A 16,464-nucleotide genomic window follows, 5' to 3' on the forward strand; every position below is an offset into this window, starting at 1 on the left:
GCCATGGCGAAGAAGGTGGTCGCGGTGGTGAAGCTGCAGCTGCCCGCGGGGAAGGCCACCCCGGCCCCGCCCGTGGGCACGGCCCTGGGTCCGCACGGCATCAACATCATGGAGTTCTGTCGGGCCTACAACGAACGGACGGCCCACCAAGCAGGCCTCATCGTGCCCGTGGAGATCACCATCTACGCGGACCGGTCCTTCACCTTCGTCACCAAGACCCCCCCGGCCTCCGTGCTCCTCAAGAAAGCCGCGGGGATCGAGGTGGGCTCCCCGGAGCCCAACAAGAAAAAGGTGGGGCGGGTGACCCGCCAGCAGGTGGAGGAGATCGCCCGACTCAAGATGCCCGACCTCAACGCGCGATCCCTGGAGGCGGCGGTGCGGATGATCGAGGGAACGGCCCGGAGCATGGGCATTGAGATCGTGGACTAGGAGGACACGCCATGGCCAAGCGCAGCAAGCGGTACCTGGAGGCGGCGAAGCAGATCGACCGCACACGTCTGTACGACCCCCGGGAGGCCGTGCGCCTGGTGAAGGCCACCGCAAACGCGAAGTTCGACGAGACGGTGGAGGCCGCCATCCGGCTCGGAGTGGACCCCAAACACGCGGATCAGCAGGTGCGGGGGACCGTGGTCCTGCCCCACGGCACGGGCAGACCCGTGCGGGTTCTGGTCTTCGCCAAGGGCGATAAGGCCAAGGAGGCGGAGGCGGCAGGGGCCGACTTCGTCGGGGCTGAAGAGCTCATCGCCAAGATCCAGGAGGGATGGTTGGACTTCGACGTGGCCGTGGCCACCCCGGACATGATGCCCCTGGTCGGCCGGCTGGGGCGCATCCTGGGCCCCCGGGGGCTCATGCCCAACCCCAAGGCTGGGACCGTCACCTTCGACGTGGGCAAGGCGGTCCGGGAGCTGAAGGGGGGCCGGATCGAGTTCCGGGTGGACAAGGCCGGGATCATCCATGCCCCGTTGGGGAAGGCCTCCTTCTCCGAGGAGGCCCTGCTGGACAACTTCCTCGCCCTCCTGGACGCGGTGATCCGGGCCCGTCCCGCGGCCGTGAAGGGAGCGTACGTGCGCAGCGTCGCCCTCTCCTCCACCATGGGGCCTTCCGTGAAGGTCGACCCCGCTAAAGCCCAGGCGGCCCTAGGGGGTCGGGCCGCCTAGCTGCGCGTTGACGCGCTCCGCTCGGCCTGCTAGGATCGTCCCGGTGTCAGAGGATCCGTAGACCGCAGGTCCCGAGGGGGTAAAGCGGAACGCGCCTGCCGAGGATCCGGAACGGAAGAGGAGGGCGTTCCGTCTCCGGAGCGCCCTTTTCGTTCACGGAGGAGCCATGCCGAAGCCCGAGAAGATCCAGGCGGTCCAGGAGCTCCGGGACCGGCTGCGGCGGGTCCGGGGGCTCGTGCTCACGGACTTCCGCGGCCTTTCGGTGCCGGAGCTGGAAAGGCTACGGGAGGAACTCCGCAAAAACGGGGTGGAACTCCGGGTGGTGAAGAACACCCTCTTCGGCCTCGCGGCCCAGGAGGCGGGTCTTCCGGGGCTGGAGGCCTTCTTGGAAGGCCCTACCGCAGTGGCCTTCGCTTACGACGACCCCACGGTCCCGGCCCGAACCGTGATGGAGTTCATCCGGCAGTACCGGAAGTTGGAAGTGAAGGGGGGGCTCGTGGAGGGGCGGGTCGTGGATGCCGCCGGGGTGCGGGCCCTGGCGGAACTCCCCAGTCGGGCGGAACTCCTCGCCCGGGTGGCTGGGGGAATCCAGGCCCCGCTCGGCGGCCTCGTACGTGTGCTCACCGGGCTCCAACGGAACTTGGTCTACGTCCTGGACCAGATCCGGGAGAAACGGGAATCCCAGGCATAAGCCCACTGGAGGGAGGGAGGAAGATGTCCAGCAGGACCCAGGAGATCGTGGAGGCCATCAGCAACCTCACCGTGCTGGAGCTGGCGGAGCTCGTGAAAGCCCTGGAGGAGAGGTTCGGGGTAACCGCCGCGGCCCCCGTGGCCGTGGCCGCCCCGGCCACCCCCGCCCCTGCCCAGGCGCCCGCGGTGGAGGAGCAGACGGAGTTCGACGTCATCCTGAAGTCCCCCGGGGCCAACAAGATCCAGGTGATCAAGGTGGTGCGGGAGCTCACGGGCCTCGGCCTGAAGGAGGCCAAGGACCTGGTAGATGGGGCCCCCAAGCCGGTGAAGGAGAAGGTCTCCAAGCAGGAGGCGGAGGCCATCAAGGCGAAGTTGGTAGAGGTGGGGGCGGAGGTCGAAGTCAAGTAGATGGGGCCTGAGGGCTCCTCACGGCCTGAGAGGGCACCCAAGGGGGGAGTGTCCCCTTGACGGGACGGTTGCCCTCTGGTACAGTATTCCCTGTCGTCTGAACTCGAATCCGAGTCTTCCGGTGTCGGTCAGCACATTCCCGCGCATCTCCCCAAGGGGCAAGATCTGTTGGCGTGTCCGTGTGGACCGCCTGAACTAAGGGGGTGAAGGCTACGAAGGCCGCCATGGAGCATCAAGCGATGAGTCCTGCCCGCTCGGAGGGAACCCTGCGGGCCCCCGACCTCGGCATCGGCCGCGTGGTGCGGCGGGGCCGGCGGGAACGCATCTCCTTTGGGAAGCTCCCGGAGATCCTGGAGCCTCCGGATCTCCTCGAGGTACAGCGGAAGTCCTTCCGGTGGTTCATCGAGGAGGGGATCCGCGAGGTCTTCCAGGAGATCTCCCCCATCTACGACTTCACCGGGAACTTCGAGCTGCATTTCGCCGTCCCCCCGGAGGAGAAGCGCCGCCGCAAGGTGGCGGAGGCCACAGACGTCTTCCGCTTCACGGAGGGGATCCTGGACTTCGGGGGGTACTACCTGGAGGCCCCGAAGTACTCCCCGGAGGAGGCCAGGGAGCGGGACGCCACCTACAGCGCGGCCCTGAAGGTGCGGGTCCGGCTGGTGGTCCGGGAAACGGGGGAGATCAAGGAACAGGATGTCTTCATGGGCGATCTCCCCCTCATGACCGCCAACGGCACCTTCATCATCAACGGGGCCGAGCGGGTGGTGGTGAGCCAGCTGGTCCGCTCCGCGGGCGTCTACTATGACTACATCACGGACAGCAGCGGCCGGCAACTGCCCGCCGCCACCGTGATCCCCCAGCGGGGGGCCTGGCTGGAGTTCGAGATCGACGCCTCCGGGGGCGTGTACGTCCGCATTGACCGGTCCCGGAAGATCCCTGCCACCGTGCTCCTCCGGGCGGTGGGCTACGAGTCCGACGAGGTGATCCGGCGGCTGTACGACGAGGATCGGGTCATCCTCACCACCCTGGAGAAGGATCCCACCCGGGATCGGACCAGTGCCCTCATCGAGATCTACAAACGGCAGCGACCCGGGGACCCCCCCACCGTGGAATCCGCTACCGCCCTGCTCCAGCAGCTGTTCTTCGAGCCCCGGCGGTATGACCTGGGCAAGGTGGGCCGGTACAAGCTCAACAAGAAACTGGGCCTCAACCTCCCCCTGGACGTCCGGGTGCTCACCCCCGAGGACATCGTCCGGGTCATCCGGTACCTCATTGAGCTCTACAACGGCCGGGGCGAGCCGGACGACATCGACCACCTCGGGAACCGCCGGGTGCGGGCGGTGGGGGAGCTGTTGCAGAACCAGTTCCGGATCGGGATGCTCCGCATGGAGCGGGTGATCCGGGAGCGGATGACCATCCAGGAGATGGATCAGGTCACCCCTCAAGCCCTCATCAACATCCGGCCGGTGACCGCGGCCATCAAGGAGTTCTTCGGCAGTAGCCAGCTGTCCCAGTTCATGGACCAGACGAACCCCCTCTCGGAGCTGCGGCACAAGCGGCGGCTCTCGGCCCTGGGCCCCGGCGGGCTCAGCCGGGAGCGGGCGGGGTTCGAGGTGCGGGACGTGCACCCCTCCCACTACGGCCGGGTCTGCCCCATCGAGACTCCGGAGGGGCCCAACATCGGCCTCATCTCCTCCCTGGCCACATACGCGCGGGTGAACGACCTGGGCTTCATCGAGACCCCCTATCGCCGGGTGAAGGAAGGACGGGTGACGGACGAGATCGTCTACCTCACCGCGGACGAGGAGGAGAAGTACACCATCGCCCAGGCCAACGCGGCCATGGACGAGAACGGGATGCTGCCGGAGCGTGTGGTGGCCCGGCAGGCGAAGGGGCACCCCGTGGTGGTACGGCGGGAGGAGGTGGACTTCATCGACGTCTCCCCCAAGCAGATGGTCTCCGTGACCACCTCCCTCATCCCCTTCCTGGAGCACGACGACGGCACCCGGGCCCTCATGGGGTCCAACATGCAGACCCAGGCGGTTCCCCTCATCCGGGCGGAGGCCCCCTTCGTGGGGACGGGCATGGAATACCGGGCGGCCCTGGACTCCGGAGCCCTGGTGGTGGCCGAGGAGGACGGGGTGGTGGAGTCCGTGAGCGCGGACGAGATCGTGGTCCGCGGACAGCACCGCAGGGTCTACAAACTCACCAAGTTCCGGCGCAGCAACCAGGGCACTTGCATCAACCAGCGGCCCGTGGTCCGCTCCGGGCAGTCGGTGCGGGCGGGCGAGATCCTCGCGGACGGGCCGGCCACGGACCAAGGGGAGCTGGCGCTCGGGCACAACGTGCTGGTGGCCTTCATGCCCTGGGAAGGGTACAACTACGAGGACGCCATCGTCATCAGCGAGCGGCTCCTCAAGAAGGACTACTTCACCAGCATCCACATCGAGGAGTACGAGGTGGAGGCCCGGGACACGAAGCTGGGTCCGGAGGAGATCACCCGGGACATCCCCAACGTGAGCGAGGATGCCCTGCGGGACCTGGATGAGCGGGGAATCGTGCGCATCGGCGCGGAGGTGCGAGCCGGGGACATCCTGGTGGGCAAGGTGACGCCGAAGGGCGAGACGGAGCTCACCGCGGAGGAGCGGCTGCTGCGGGCCATCTTCGGGGAGAAGGCCCGGGAGGTACGCGATACCTCCCTTCGGGTGCCCCACGGCGAGAAGGGCAAGGTGGTGGGTGTGAAGGTGTTCAGCCGGGAGGCGGGAGACGAACTCCCGCCCGGCGTGAACCAGATGGTGCGGGTGTACGTGGCTCAGAAGCGGAAGATCACCGTGGGCGACAAGATGGCGGGCCGACACGGCAACAAGGGGGTCGTGGCCAAGATCGCGCCCGAGGAGGACATGCCTTACCTCCCGGACGGCACCCCTGTGGACATCGTGCTCAACCCCCTGGGGGTCCCCAGTCGCATGAACGTGGGGCAGGTTCTGGAGACCACCCTGGGGTGGGTTTGCAAGGAGCTGGGGTTTTACGCGGAGGTTCCCGTCTTCGACGGCGCCCGGGAGCCCGAAATTGAGCAGCTCCTGGAGCGGGCAGGCCTGCCACGCACGGGGAAGCTCCTGCTCTACGACGGCCGCACGGGGCTCCCCTTCGACCACCCCTGCCCCGTGGGATGGATCTACATGATGAAGCTCTTGCACCTGGTGGAGGACAAGATCCACGCGCGCAGCACCGGGCCCTACAGCCTCATCACCCAGCAGCCCCTCGGAGGCAAGGCCCAGTTCGGCGGCCAGCGGTTCGGGGAGATGGAGGTGTGGGCCCTGGAGGCGTACGGGGCTGCCAGCACCCTGCAGGAGCTGCTGACGGTGAAGAGCGACGACGTCACGGGACGCGTGAAGACCTACGAGGCCATCGTGAAGGGCGAGAACATCCAGGAACCCGGGGTACCGGAGTCCTTCAAGGTCCTGGTGAAGGAGCTCCAGGCCCTGTGCCTGGACGTCCGAGTCCTGAGCGCGGACCGGCGGGAGATCGACCTCCGGGAGATGGAAGAGGAAGTGGTGGACACCGCCCGGTCCCTGGGCATCAACCTGGAGGGCGAGGAGGCCCTCATGGAGGAGCCCATCTGAGGAGGAGAGAGGATGCAGGACGTAAACGCCTTTGACGCCATCCAGATCCGGCTGGCCTCCCCCGAGCAGATCCGCATGTGGTCCCGGGGGGAGGTGAAGAAGCCGGAGACCATCAACTATCGGACCCTCAAGCCCGAGCGGGACGGCCTGTTCTGCGAGCGCATCTTCGGCCCCGTGCGGGACTGGGAGTGCCACTGCGGGAAGTACAAGCGGATCCGGTACAAGGGCATCATCTGCGACCGGTGCGGGGTGGAGGTCACCCGCTCGAAGGTCCGGCGGGAGCGCATGGGCCACATCGAACTGGCCGCCCCTGTGGTCCACATCTGGTACCTGAAGGGGGTCCCCAGTCGTTTGGGGCTCCTGCTGGACATCTCCCCCCGGGCCCTGGAGCGGGTGGTGTACTTCGCCGCCTACATCGTGATCGACCCAGGGAGCGTGAAGGAGCTACAGCCCAAGCAGCTCCTCACGGAGAACGAGTACCGGGATCTGCGGGAGAAGTACGGGAACGCCTTCCGGGCCGGCATGGGGGCCGAGGCCATCAAGGAACTGTTGCTCCAGCTCGATCTGGACGCGGAGGCCAAGCAGCTGCGGGAGGATCTGAAGACGGCTCAGGGCCAGCGACGCATCAAGATCCTCAAGCGGCTGGAGGTCATCGAGGCCTTCCGGAAGAGCGGGAACCGACCGGAGTGGATGGTCCTGGAGGTCCTTCCCGTGATCCCGCCGGACCTTCGACCCATGGTGCAGCTCGACGGCGGTCGGTTCGCCACCAGCGACCTCAACGATCTCTATCGCCGGGTCATCAACCGCAACAACCGTCTTAAGCGCCTGCTGGACCTGGGGGCCCCCGAGATCATTGTGCGCAACGAGAAGCGCATGCTGCAGGAAGCGGTGGACGCCCTCATCGACAACGGCCGGCGGGGGCGCCCGGTGACGGGCCCCAACAACCGGCCCCTGAAGTCGTTGAGCGACCTATTGAAGGGCAAGCAGGGGCGGTTCCGCCAGAACCTGCTCGGCAAGCGCGTGGACTACTCCGGCCGTTCCGTCATCGTGGTGGGCCCCAAGCTCAAGCTCCATCAGTGCGGGCTCCCCAAGGAGATGGCCCTGGAGCTGTTTAAGCCCTTCGTGATGAAGAAGCTGGTGGAGCGCAACCTGGCACAGAACATCAAGAACGCCAAGCGTATGGTGGAGCGCCAGCGCCCCGAGGTGTGGGACGTGCTGGAGGACGTGGTGCGGGAACACCCCGTGCTCCTCAACCGGGCGCCCACCCTCCACCGGCTGGGCATCCAGGCCTTCGAACCCGTGCTCATCGAGGGAAAGGCCATCCAGATCCACCCCCTCGTGTGCACCGCGTACAATGCGGACTTCGATGGAGATCAGATGGCGGTGCACGTCCCCCTGAGCGCCGCGGCCCAGGCGGAGGCACGGCTCCTGATGCTGGCCTCCTACAACATCCTCCTGCCCGCCTCCGGAAAGGCCGTGGCGAGCCCGCAGCGGGACATCGTCTTCGGATGCTACTACCTCACCCTGGAACGCCCGGGCGCGAAGGGGGAGGGCAAGATCTTCAGCACCCCCGCGGAGGTGCTCCTGGCCTACGAGCACGGGGTGGTGGATCTGCATGCGAAGATCAAGGTGCGGCTGGCGCCCGGCACGGAGCCCATCGAGACCACGGTGGGCCGGGTGATCTTCAACGAAGCCCTGCCCGAGGAGTTGCGGTTCGTGGACCAGGTGTGCGACCGGAAGGTCCTGAGCCAGATCGTCACGGATGCCTACTACCGGCTGGGCCCCACGAAGACCGCCCAGCTGTTGGACGCCCTCAAGGACCTGGGGTTCCGCTACGCCACCCAGTCGGGAATGGGGATCGCCATGACGGACCTGGTGATCCCCCCCGAGAAGGAGCAGATCCTGGCGGACGCGGAGCAGAAGGTGGAGGTCATTAACCAGCAGTACCGCCGGGGGCTCATCACGGACGAGGAGCGGTACCTGCGCACCATCGACGTGTGGAACGAGGCCACGGAGGCCATCACCAACGCCATGCTCAAGCACTTCGATCCCTTCAACCCCCTATACATGATGGCCCAGTCGGGGGCGCGGGGGAACATGCAGCAGATCCGGCAGCTGGCAGGCATGCGGGGGCTGTTCGCGGATCCCTCCGGCCGCATCATCGAGATCCCCATCAAGAGCAACTTCCGGGAGGGCCTGACGGTCCTGGAGTACTTCATCGGCATGCACGGCCAGCGCAAGGGGCTGGCGGACACCGCCATCCGGACCTCGGAATCCGGATACCTCACCCGGAGGCTCGTGGACGTGGCCCAGGACGTGATGGTGCGGGAGGAAGACTGTGGCACGAACCGGTTCGTCTGGATGGAGCCGGCCCGTCAGGGCAACGAGATCGCGGTCCCCCTCCGGGACCGCATCGTGGGTCGGATCGCGGCCCGGGACGTCTACCCTCCCCAAGGCACCACCCCCCTCGTTCGGGCCGGGGAGGAGATCACGGAGGAGATCGCAGAGGCCATCGAGGAGGCAGGGATCGAGCGGGTCGCCGTGCGGAGCGTGCTCACCTGCGAGACCCGGTACGGGGTGTGCAGCAAGTGCTACGGCCGCAACCTGGCCACGGGGAAGCTGGTGGACGTGGGAGAGGCGGTGGGCGTGATCGCAGCCCAGTCCATCGGGGAGCCCGGGACCCAGCTCACCATGCGCACCTTCCACACGGGCGGCATTGCGGGGTTCGACATCACCCAGGGCCTCCCTCGGGTGGAGGAGCTGTTCGAGGCCCGCAAGCCCAAGGGGCAGGCCATCATGGCAGAGATCTCCGGCCGGGTCTCCGTTGTGGAGGAGAAGCGCACCCGGAAGGTGGTGATCCAGGGGAGGGAGGAGACCCGGGAGTACGTGGTGCCCTTCGGTCAGCGCCTCCTGGTCTCCCAGGGGGATTGGGTGGAGGTGGGCCAGCGGCTCACGGAAGGCCCCCTCAACCCCCACGACATCCTCCGCATCCAGGGCGTGGAGGCGGTGCAGAAGTATCTGGTGGAGGAGATCCAGAGCGTGTACCGCTCCCAGGGCGTGGAGATCAACGACAAACACATCGAGATCATCGTGCGCCAGATGCTGCGGCGGGTGAAGATCCGGGACGAAGGCGACACGGAGTTCCTCCCCGGGGAAATCGTGGACGTGTTCACCTTTCAGGAGGAGAACCGAAGGGTTCAGGCCCGAGGAGGGAAGCCCGCGGAGGCGGATCCCGTCCTCATGGGCATCACCAAAGCGGCTCTCGCCACGGAGTCGTGGCTGTCCGCGGCGAGCTTCCAGGAGACCACCCGGGTGCTCACGGACGCCGCGACGAAGGGCAAAGTGGATCCCCTGCTGGGCCTCAAGGAGAACGTGATCATCGGGAAGCTCATCCCGGCCGGGACCGGGATGCCGCGGTACCGACAGATGAAGGTGGTGGCGGAGCTGTAGGGGACGGGGGCCCGGAGAACGCCCCCGGGCCTCCGTCTCACTCCAGGACGGTCACCACCCCTCGATTCCCGTCCACCCGGATCCGCTGCCCGGTGCGGATGCGGGAGGTCCCGAAGCGGGTCCCCACCACTGCCGGCAGCCCGTATTCCCGGGCCACGATGGCCGCGTGGCTCATGATCCCCCCGATGTCGCACACCACCGCGCGGATGCGGGCGAACACCGGCGTCCAGTTGGCCATGGTGAGGGGCGCCACCAGGATCTCCCCGGGCTGCACCTCATCCAGCTGCTCTACCGCCCGGATCACCCGGGCCGTCCCCTCCACCACTCCCGGCGAGGCGGCATACCCGGTGAGGGTTTTCTCCCCTCCCTCTGCCTGCCCGAGCCACTCCTGGATGCGTTCCGTGGTCACGCCCCACAACATGATGAGCATGGGATCCGTCACCTCGTCCGGCGCAGGGCCCAGGGCCGGCGGCGGCGTCCACTCCCGCAGCCGCTCGAGGATGGCCCTCCGGCGGGCCACCAGGGGAGGCCAGTACTTCGGGCCCAGGGGCTCTGCGCCCGTGGCCCACACGAGCCGCAGCTCCTCCAGGGCCTGGGACACCTCGTGGCGGTGCAGGCAGAAGACGTCCTGGGGCTGATGCAAAAACCCGTGCTTCGCCAGCAGCGCCCCGAACTGCCGGGCCTTCTGCCAGAACACCGTCCAGTGCCAGTGTTCCACGTAGAACCCGTGCCCCTCCACGTAGGGGAACACGGTGCGGGCAAGTCCCAGGGCTTCATCGAAGGCCTGCCGGGTGGCGTCATCCGGGAGCAGCTTCCGGTATGCCGCGGTGATCCGATCCCGCTCCGCGATGAGCCCGGGGATATCCCGATCAATCCGCTCGCCCGCCTCCAAGAGCTCCACGTACCGGCGGATGGCGCTCAGAGGAACGTCCAGGTTCTCCACCCAGCTGCCATGGTAGTGGTAGAAGCCGTTGCCGCAGGAGTAGTAGAACCACGGGTGCTGGGCCCCGTGAAATTCCTGAAGCCAGCGCTTTCCCGCCTCCGTGGCGGACAGGGCCTCCTCCAGCTCCTGGGGAGTCCTTGTTCGCTTCACCATGGGAGCCACCCCCAGGGCGACCGCGAGACGCGCGAGGCGCTTCAGCTCCTCATCCGGCCGAAAGATGGGAATGTCCTGTTCCAGACCCGCGACCATCTTCGCGATGGTCTGGTCGGAGATCTCGGGGAAGTGCTGCTTGCAGAACTGGGTGAAGCTCAGGTACGCGGCATACCCCAACACCAGCAGCTCGAAGTGGTACTGGTAGATCTTGCAGAAGCTCTCCAGGAGGCGATGGTAGGCCACGAGGAGGTCGTAGGCGGAAGCAAGGCCCCGTCCCTCCCGCACCACGGATTCCGGCTCCACCTCCGGCAGATCCGGAACCCGCAGGGCTTCCAGCTCCCGGATGGTCTCCTGAACCTTCCCCAGCCACTTCTCATACAGGTCGTTCCAGTTCCGGTAGTAGTAACCCGCGCGCTCGGTGAAGATCCGAGCCCGACGCTCCACCTCCTGCGGGTCCGTCACGGGGATCCCGCTGATGTAGACGTAGCCGTTGAGCACCCGGTGCTCGATTCCTAGAGCGGTGGGGAGCAGGAAGATGCGGGCGTTGATCTGCCCGATCCCGATGTACCCATCGTCCGCGGTGATGATGTCAAAGGGGTACATGGGTTCCGGGAAGTGCATGCTGTTCCACACCCACAGTCGGCTCTCCTCCGTGGCCCTCCGGTGCTCGCTGAAGCGCAGGTAGGGGGGATACATCTCCTCCCACCCTTCTGCGCCCGGCGGTGTAGGAATCTCAAATGGGCTTGGGAACGCACGCTTCATCCCCTCTCCCTCCTCGTGGCACAACGTCCGGACACATGCATTCGGCAAGGAGGGAGGGACTTCCTTTCGGCCGGGGTGCTAGAGCCAGGCCTCCAGCCGTTCCCGCTCAAAGGCCTCCTTCTCCGCGAGCGTCCGCTCGTCGGGCGGGTTGATCTCGACCGCGGGGGCCGGGTGTTCCAGGAAGCGTCCCACCACCTTCGCGGCCCTCCCACCGCCGACCTCGATGAAGCAATACCCAAACCCGTCGAAGGGCTCGGGCTCCGGCCCCAGGCCCAGGGCGTGCAGGATCCACCGGGCCGCCACCCGCCCCTGCGCCTCCGCGAACACCCCGGCTTTCGGGAGAGGCATCCCGTTGGGGAGGAGGATCTCTGTCACATCCCCCACCGCGTACACGTTCTCGAAGGTGGTGCGTAGGGTCTTCGGGTCCGGCCGGATCCATGCCCCTTCCGGCGCCAGCCCGCTCTCTGCCACCACCCGGGGCGGACGATGGGGGGGGACTGCCAGGAGGAGATCGAAGGGAAGCGCATCCCCCTCAAAGACCACCCGTCCGGGCTCGATCCGCTGGGCTTTCCGGTTGGGCAGGAATTGGATCCCCCGCTCCGCGAGCCACCCCTCCAACCGGGCACACCCTGCCTGTCCCACCACCGGCAGCGAGGCGGGCTGAGGGGTGAAGGTCGCGAGCTCTACCCGGTCCCGAACCCCCCGCTGCCGGAACCGGTCCTCCAGCAGCATGGCGGCCTCGTAGGGAGCGGGCGGGCACTTGTAGGGCGCTCCGAAGATTCCCACCACGAGCCGGCCTCCCGCAAAGCGGACGAGCTCCGGAGCCCGCCGTTCCACCTCCGCCGCATCGTACAGGTTAATGGCGTGCTCGAATCCGGGCACCAAGTCCGGCCGCAGCTCTGCCCCGAGGGCCACCACGAGGAAGTCGTACGAGAATTCGCCCGCGGTGGTACGCACCTGCCGCCGGTCCAGCTCCAAGCCCAGGAGGTCCCCCTGGACCCAGGTGGCCCCATGCCTGCGGACGTTCTGGAGGGGCCTGGAGCCCTCCCCGTAGCCTCCCCGTCCCGCCAGCACCCACAGCTTCCGCAACCCCATCAAGAACCGGTCCTTACGGTCCACCAGGACCACCCGATGGCCCGCCCGGGCCGCAGGTGCAAGTTCCTGGACCGCGCTCAGGCCCCCGAATCCGGCTCCTAGGACCACGATGTCTGCCATCGGTCACCTCCGCTCAGACGTTCCCGATTGCACGTCTCCTTCCGGTCGTGCTAGCGTTGGAGTGCCGGCGGTTGTCCGGCTCCGAGATGGGAGGAGGCGCTCCGGAAGGAGTGGCCCGGCCTAACTTGGAGAGGGCGGCCGCCGGCATTTTTTACGGAATCCCTCATGGGGTGCTATCCTACTCGGGGATGACTTCGCCATCGTACCTCAAGACCCCTCCTCTCCTCCGGCGGCGATCCGTACCGGTGCGCATCGGCACCCTGTGGATCGGAGGCGGGGCGCCGATTGCGGTGCAGTCTATGACGGACACGGACACCGCGGACGTGGAGGCCACCGTGGCCCAGGTGCGGGCGCTGGTGGAGGCGGGGAGTGAACTCGTCCGCATCACGGTGAACCACGAGGCCGCGGCCCGGGCGGTGCCCGAGATCGTGCGGCGTCTGCGAGACCAGGGGATCACCGCCCCCATCGTGGGCGACTTCCACTACAACGGGCACCTTCTCCTCACCCGGTTCCCCGCGTGTGCCCAGGCCCTGGACAAGTACCGGATCAACCCGGGCAACGTGGGCCCGGGGGGACACGACGAGAACTTCCGCACCATCCTCCGGGTGGCCCTGGAGTACGCCAAGCCCGTGCGCATCGGGGTGAACTGGGGGTCGTTGGACCCCCGCCTCCTCACGGAGCTCATGGACCAAAACGCCCGATCTCCCCATCCCCGATCCGCCCGGGAGGTCGTGCGGGAGGCCATGGTGCAGAGCGCCCTGAGGTCCGCGGCCCTCGCGGAGGAATGCGGCCTCCCGCACGACCGCATCGTACTCAGCGCAAAGACCAGCAGCGTCCCGGACCTCGTGGAGGTCTACCGGCGGCTCGGGTCCGCGTGTGACTACCCCCTGCACGTGGGCCTCACGGAGGCGGGGATGGGCACCAAGGGGGTGGTGGCCTCCGCGGCCGCCCTGGCCGTGCTCCTGTACGAGGGGATCGGCGACACCATCCGGGTCTCCCTCACCCCGCCCCCGGGCGGGGACCGCACGGAGGAGGTACGGGTGGCCCAGCAGATCCTGCAGTCCCTGGAGCTGCGGTCTTTCGCACCCCAGGTCACCGCCTGCCCGGGCTGCGGCCGCACCACGAGCACCTTCTTCCGGGAGCTGGCGGACCGGGTCCAGGCCTACATCCGGGCCCGGATGCCCGAGTGGCGGGAGCGGTACCCGGGAGTGGAGGAGTTGCGGGTGGCGGTGATGGGGTGCGTGGTGAACGGACCCGGGGAGAGCCGGCACGCCCACATCGGCATCAGTCTGCCGGGCACCTTCGAGGAGCCGCGGGCCCCGGTCTACGTGGACGGGCAGCTCCTCACCACCCTCCGGGGAGACCGCATCGGGGAGGAGTTCCTCGTCCTCCTCGAGCAATACGTGGCCACCCGCTTCGGAGCCCGCCCTTCTCCCCCGTCAAGGGAATCTTCTTGACACCAGGACCCGGATCCGCTAGGGTGTTCCTCGGAGGGGATCCCTCCGAAACCGCAGAGAAAGGGGGTGAGGAGCGATGACCTGGGCGAACTACGTGGTGGCGCTCATCGGGATCTGGTTCATCATCGCGCCGTTCGTCCTCGGGTTCCAGGCCGCGCAGGCGCAGATGGTTACCAGCATCATCGGCGGACTGATCCTTCTGATCCTCGGCGGCTGGGCGGCCCTGAACGAAGAGGCACGGCGCAAGGTCTGGATCCAGTACGTGAACGGGCTCGTGGGCGTCTGGTTCGTCATCGCACCGTGGGTGCTCGGGTTCGCCGACCGGCCGGGTGAGATGTGGACCTCCCTGCTCGGCGGCCTCGTGACCGTGGTGCTGTGTGCGTGGCTCGCCTTCTCCGTGCTCCCGCGGGAACTCGCCACGCGGCGGTAAGCGTGTACTGGACCCTCCGCGGGCTCTGTGGTACAAACTAGACCATGGAGCTCGCGGAGGGTTTTTATGATGGAGAAGGACTTCTGGGTCGGCGCGCTCGTCCTGCTTTCCTGGACCCTGAGCCTGACCTCGTTCTCCCTGCGCGCCCTGCAGGTTTCGGAGGAGGACCGCCTTCCCGCAAGCCTCTCCCTGGCCGCGGCCTTCGCCATGCTGGGGATTCCGCTCCTGCAACTGTTCCGCTAGCCGCGTGACCGCTCCACGGGGACCTCCGCCGCGTGGAGGCGGAGGGTCCACGCCTTAAGGGCCGCGAGGAACTCCCGGATCCGGTTGCGGGTCGCTTCGTCGACCAGTCGTCCCTCCGCGTCGAACTTCTCCCGCGCCTGGGTTACCAGCACCTCCGGACGGATGAGGGGGAAGGCTTCACGGACTCCGGTAAGCCCTGTTGCTCCACATCCATGTTGTAGAGGGGGATGGGCGCGAGGTCGAAGATCTCCAGGGTCATCCCTTCCGGGAGGAGTTCGGAGGCCGCCCGCAGCAGGGCCCGGTTGTACGAGCCCCGGCGTAGGCTTCCCGCGAACCCCAAAACCCGGACTTCCGCCATCGCACGCCCCTCGGTCCGCTTCTACGTCCACAGGTAGAGCAGCAGGAAGGCTGCGCCCAACAGCCCCATGTTCTTCATGAAGTTCACCTGCTCCGTCATCTTCCTCATGGGATCCTCGATGGCCCAGAAGTTGTGCATCCAGAAGGAGACGAACACGAGGAAGATCACCAGCAGCCACAGGCCCGCCTGGACGTACAGGCCCGTGAGCACCGCGAGCCCGCCCAGGAGGATCATGAGGCCGGTGACCGCCACGGCCGCCCGACTCGCGGGAACGCCCTTGGATTGCGCGTATCCGGACATCGCCTCCAGGCGCATGAAGTGGTTGATGCCGTTCAGGATGAAGAAGCCGCCGTACAGGATCCGCCCCAGCCAGAACAGTGCCTCCATGGTCCCCTCCCGTTGTACTTCAGAAATTCAACTGCTAGAATAAGTTTAGTAAAAGGCGTTGTCAAGACTTGAGCCGCGTCCTCGGAGGAAAGGGGGGAGGGAAGATGTCGGATGGAGAGCCCTGCCCGGCGCATCGGGCGATGGAGCTCCTCCAGGAGAAGTGGGTGCTCCACATCATCCGGGCCCTGTTGGACGGTCCCAAGGGGTTCAACGAGCTCGCCCGGGCCACCGGGGGGTGCAACGCGGTCACGCTCTCCCACCGACTGGAGCAGCTGGTGAAATTGGGGTTGGTGCGGAAGACCGTGCACTCCACCATGCCGCCCCGGACCAGTTACCGGCTCACCCGGGCGGGCCGCGCCCTGCGGGGGGTCATCCGGGCCATTGATCGCTGGGCCCGCCGGTACCTGGTGGAAACCGCATAAAAAAACGGAGCGGGATCTGCCTCCCGCTCCGCATCTTCTTCCCGGCAGCGACCTACTCTCCCGCGCCGTCGCCAGCGCAGTACCATCGGCCCTGGAGGGCTTAACTTCCGTGTTCGGAATGGGAACGGGTGTGGCCCCTCCGGTATGGCCACCGGGAAGCTTCGACCCCTGACAACTGCCAGCGAGATCCGGCGCCGGAGCTCTGCTCCGGAGGGAGGGAGCCGTCAAGCCCTCGGCCGATTAGTACCGGTCGGCTTCACGCGTTGCCGCGCTTCCACCTCCGGCCTATCTACCAGGTGTTCTCCCTGGGGCCTTACCCGGTTGACCCGGTGGGTGGCCTCATCTTGGGGCGTGCTTCGCGCTTAGATGCTTTCAGCGCTTATCACGACCGCACATGGCTACCCGGCGCGTGCCGCTGGCGCGACAACCGGTACACCAGAGGTGCGTCCACTCCGGTCCTCTCGTACTAGGAGCAGCCCCCCTCAAGCCACCTGCGCCCGCAGTGGATAGGGACCGACCTGTCTCACGACGGTCTGAACCCAGCTCACGTACCGCTTTAATGGGCGAACAGCCCAACCCTTGGGACCTTATCCAGCCCCAGGATGCGATGAGCCGACATCGAGGTGCCGAGCCTTGTCGTCGATGTGAACTCTTGGACAAGACTAGCCTGTTATCCCCGGGGTAGCTTTTATCCGGTAAGCCACGGCCCTTCCACACAGTACCGTGGGATCACTATGCCCGACTTTCGTCTCTGCGCGGCCTGTTT

At 67.1% G+C, this 16,464-nt stretch carries 15 protein-coding genes and 2 rRNA genes; 10 read left to right on the top strand and 7 right to left on the bottom strand.

Annotation, left to right across the window (positions count from 1 at the left end):
* Positions 1-3 precede the first annotated feature (3 nt).
* From rplK to rpoC, 6 genes are all read left to right on the top strand, one after another.
* Positions 4-429, top strand: a complete 426-nt coding sequence (gene rplK / locus QN206_10715; protein MDR7615280.1) for a 50S ribosomal protein L11 — start codon at positions 4-6, stop codon at positions 427-429.
* 11 nt (positions 430-440) lie between these two features.
* Positions 441-1,157, top strand: a complete 717-nt coding sequence (gene rplA, locus QN206_10720) for a 50S ribosomal protein L1 (GenBank protein MDR7615281.1) — start codon at positions 441-443, stop codon at positions 1,155-1,157.
* 166 nt (positions 1,158-1,323) lie between these two features.
* Positions 1,324-1,848 (top strand): 50S ribosomal protein L10, encoded by a 525-nt coding sequence (gene rplJ / locus QN206_10725; GenBank protein MDR7615282.1) that lies wholly within the window; start codon positions 1,324-1,326, stop codon positions 1,846-1,848.
* Positions 1,849-1,871: 23 nt separating this feature from the next.
* Positions 1,872-2,255 (top strand): 50S ribosomal protein L7/L12, encoded by a 384-nt coding sequence (gene rplL / locus QN206_10730; protein MDR7615283.1) that lies wholly within the window; start codon positions 1,872-1,874, stop codon positions 2,253-2,255.
* Between the two features lie 287 nt (positions 2,256-2,542).
* Entirely contained in the window at positions 2,543-5,878 is a 3,336-nt protein-coding gene (gene rpoB / locus QN206_10735; GenBank protein ID MDR7615284.1) for a DNA-directed RNA polymerase subunit beta, read from the top strand.
* 12 nt (positions 5,879-5,890) lie between these two features.
* Positions 5,891-9,328 (top strand): DNA-directed RNA polymerase subunit beta', encoded by a 3,438-nt coding sequence (rpoC, locus tag QN206_10740; GenBank protein MDR7615285.1) that lies wholly within the window; start codon positions 5,891-5,893, stop codon positions 9,326-9,328.
* A 37-nt stretch (positions 9,329-9,365) separates the two neighbouring features.
* Here rpoC and QN206_10745 read toward each other — a convergent pair whose 3' ends face one another.
* A complete protein-coding gene (locus tag QN206_10745) occupies positions 9,366-11,186 on the bottom strand; it encodes a PEP-utilizing enzyme (GenBank protein MDR7615286.1) in 1,821 nt (606 codons plus the stop codon).
* 78 nt (positions 11,187-11,264) lie between these two features.
* On the bottom strand, positions 11,265-12,401 hold the full coding sequence (locus QN206_10750) for an FAD/NAD(P)-binding oxidoreductase (protein ID MDR7615287.1): 1,137 nt from the start codon (positions 12,399-12,401) through the stop codon (positions 11,265-11,267).
* Between the two features lie 188 nt (positions 12,402-12,589).
* Between QN206_10750 and ispG the strand changes: the two genes are divergently transcribed.
* The 3 genes from ispG (at position 12,590) to QN206_10765 (ending at position 14,531) form a co-directional block, all read left to right on the top strand.
* A complete protein-coding gene (ispG, locus tag QN206_10755; protein MDR7615288.1) occupies positions 12,590-13,858 on the top strand; it encodes a flavodoxin-dependent (E)-4-hydroxy-3-methylbut-2-enyl-diphosphate synthase in 1,269 nt (422 codons plus the stop codon).
* A 76-nt stretch (positions 13,859-13,934) separates the two neighbouring features.
* Entirely contained in the window at positions 13,935-14,288 is a 354-nt protein-coding gene (locus tag QN206_10760) for an SPW repeat protein (protein MDR7615289.1), read from the top strand.
* Positions 14,289-14,354: 66 nt separating this feature from the next.
* Positions 14,355-14,531, top strand: a complete 177-nt coding sequence (locus tag QN206_10765) for a hypothetical protein (GenBank protein ID MDR7615290.1) — start codon at positions 14,355-14,357, stop codon at positions 14,529-14,531.
* Here QN206_10765 and QN206_10770 read toward each other — a convergent pair.
* Genes QN206_10770 through QN206_10780 form a run of 3 tightly spaced genes read right to left on the bottom strand, consistent with a single transcriptional unit; the run spans position 14,528 to position 15,276 of the window.
* The gene (locus tag QN206_10770; protein MDR7615291.1) at positions 14,528-14,683 is read right to left on the bottom strand and encodes a hypothetical protein; all 156 of its coding nucleotides are present in this window, start codon (positions 14,681-14,683) and stop codon (positions 14,528-14,530) included. The two genes, QN206_10765 and QN206_10770, sit on opposite strands and share 4 nt — an antisense overlap.
* On the bottom strand, positions 14,674-14,889 hold the full coding sequence (locus QN206_10775; protein ID MDR7615292.1) for an NAD(P)H-dependent oxidoreductase: 216 nt from the start codon (positions 14,887-14,889) through the stop codon (positions 14,674-14,676). The genes QN206_10770 and QN206_10775 overlap by 10 nt, the downstream gene beginning before the upstream one ends.
* A gap of 21 nt (positions 14,890-14,910) precedes the next feature.
* On the bottom strand, positions 14,911-15,276 hold the full coding sequence (locus tag QN206_10780) for a DoxX family protein (protein ID MDR7615293.1): 366 nt from the start codon (positions 15,274-15,276) through the stop codon (positions 14,911-14,913).
* Between the two features lie 104 nt (positions 15,277-15,380).
* On the opposite strand from QN206_10780, the gene QN206_10785 reads away from it, so the two are divergent.
* A complete protein-coding gene (locus QN206_10785; protein MDR7615294.1) occupies positions 15,381-15,698 on the top strand; it encodes a helix-turn-helix domain-containing protein in 318 nt (105 codons plus the stop codon).
* Positions 15,699-15,737: 39 nt separating this feature from the next.
* Here the strand turns inward: QN206_10785 and rrf are convergent.
* A 5S ribosomal RNA gene (rrf, locus tag QN206_10790) occupies positions 15,738-15,854 on the bottom strand.
* A 64-nt stretch (positions 15,855-15,918) separates the two neighbouring features.
* Positions 15,919-16,464 (bottom strand): 23S ribosomal RNA (locus QN206_10795); the annotation flags it as partial.

Source organism: Armatimonadota bacterium (genome assembly GCA_031460175.1).
In the GTDB taxonomy this organism is placed as follows: Bacteria; Sysuimicrobiota; Sysuimicrobiia; order Sysuimicrobiales; family Sysuimicrobiaceae; genus Sysuimicrobium; species Sysuimicrobium tengchongense.

Excerpts from the sequence above, each read along its gene's own strand:
- QN206_10775 (MDR7615292.1), bottom strand. The coding sequence starts at position 14,889 with ATGGCGGAAGTCCGGGTTTTGGGGTTCGCGGGAAGCCTACGCCGGGGC.
- rpoC (MDR7615285.1), top strand. The coding sequence starts at position 5,891 with ATGCAGGACGTAAACGCCTTTGACGCCATCCAGATCCGGCTGGCCTCC.
- QN206_10745 (MDR7615286.1), bottom strand. The coding sequence starts at position 11,186 with ATGAAGCGTGCGTTCCCAAGCCCATTTGAGATTCCTACACCGCCGGGC.
- QN206_10780 (MDR7615293.1), bottom strand. The coding sequence starts at position 15,276 with ATGGAGGCACTGTTCTGGCTGGGGCGGATCCTGTACGGCGGCTTCTTC.
- QN206_10760 (MDR7615289.1), top strand. The coding sequence starts at position 13,935 with ATGACCTGGGCGAACTACGTGGTGGCGCTCATCGGGATCTGGTTCATC.
- rplK (MDR7615280.1), top strand. The coding sequence starts at position 4 with ATGGCGAAGAAGGTGGTCGCGGTGGTGAAGCTGCAGCTGCCCGCGGGG.
- QN206_10765 (MDR7615290.1), top strand. The coding sequence starts at position 14,355 with ATGATGGAGAAGGACTTCTGGGTCGGCGCGCTCGTCCTGCTTTCCTGG.
- QN206_10750 (MDR7615287.1), bottom strand. The coding sequence starts at position 12,401 with ATGGCAGACATCGTGGTCCTAGGAGCCGGATTCGGGGGCCTGAGCGCG.
- rplL (MDR7615283.1), top strand. The coding sequence starts at position 1,872 with ATGTCCAGCAGGACCCAGGAGATCGTGGAGGCCATCAGCAACCTCACC.
- QN206_10785 (MDR7615294.1), top strand. The coding sequence starts at position 15,381 with ATGTCGGATGGAGAGCCCTGCCCGGCGCATCGGGCGATGGAGCTCCTC.
- rplJ (MDR7615282.1), top strand. The coding sequence starts at position 1,324 with ATGCCGAAGCCCGAGAAGATCCAGGCGGTCCAGGAGCTCCGGGACCGG.
- ispG (MDR7615288.1), top strand. The coding sequence starts at position 12,590 with ATGACTTCGCCATCGTACCTCAAGACCCCTCCTCTCCTCCGGCGGCGA.
- rplA (MDR7615281.1), top strand. The coding sequence starts at position 441 with ATGGCCAAGCGCAGCAAGCGGTACCTGGAGGCGGCGAAGCAGATCGAC.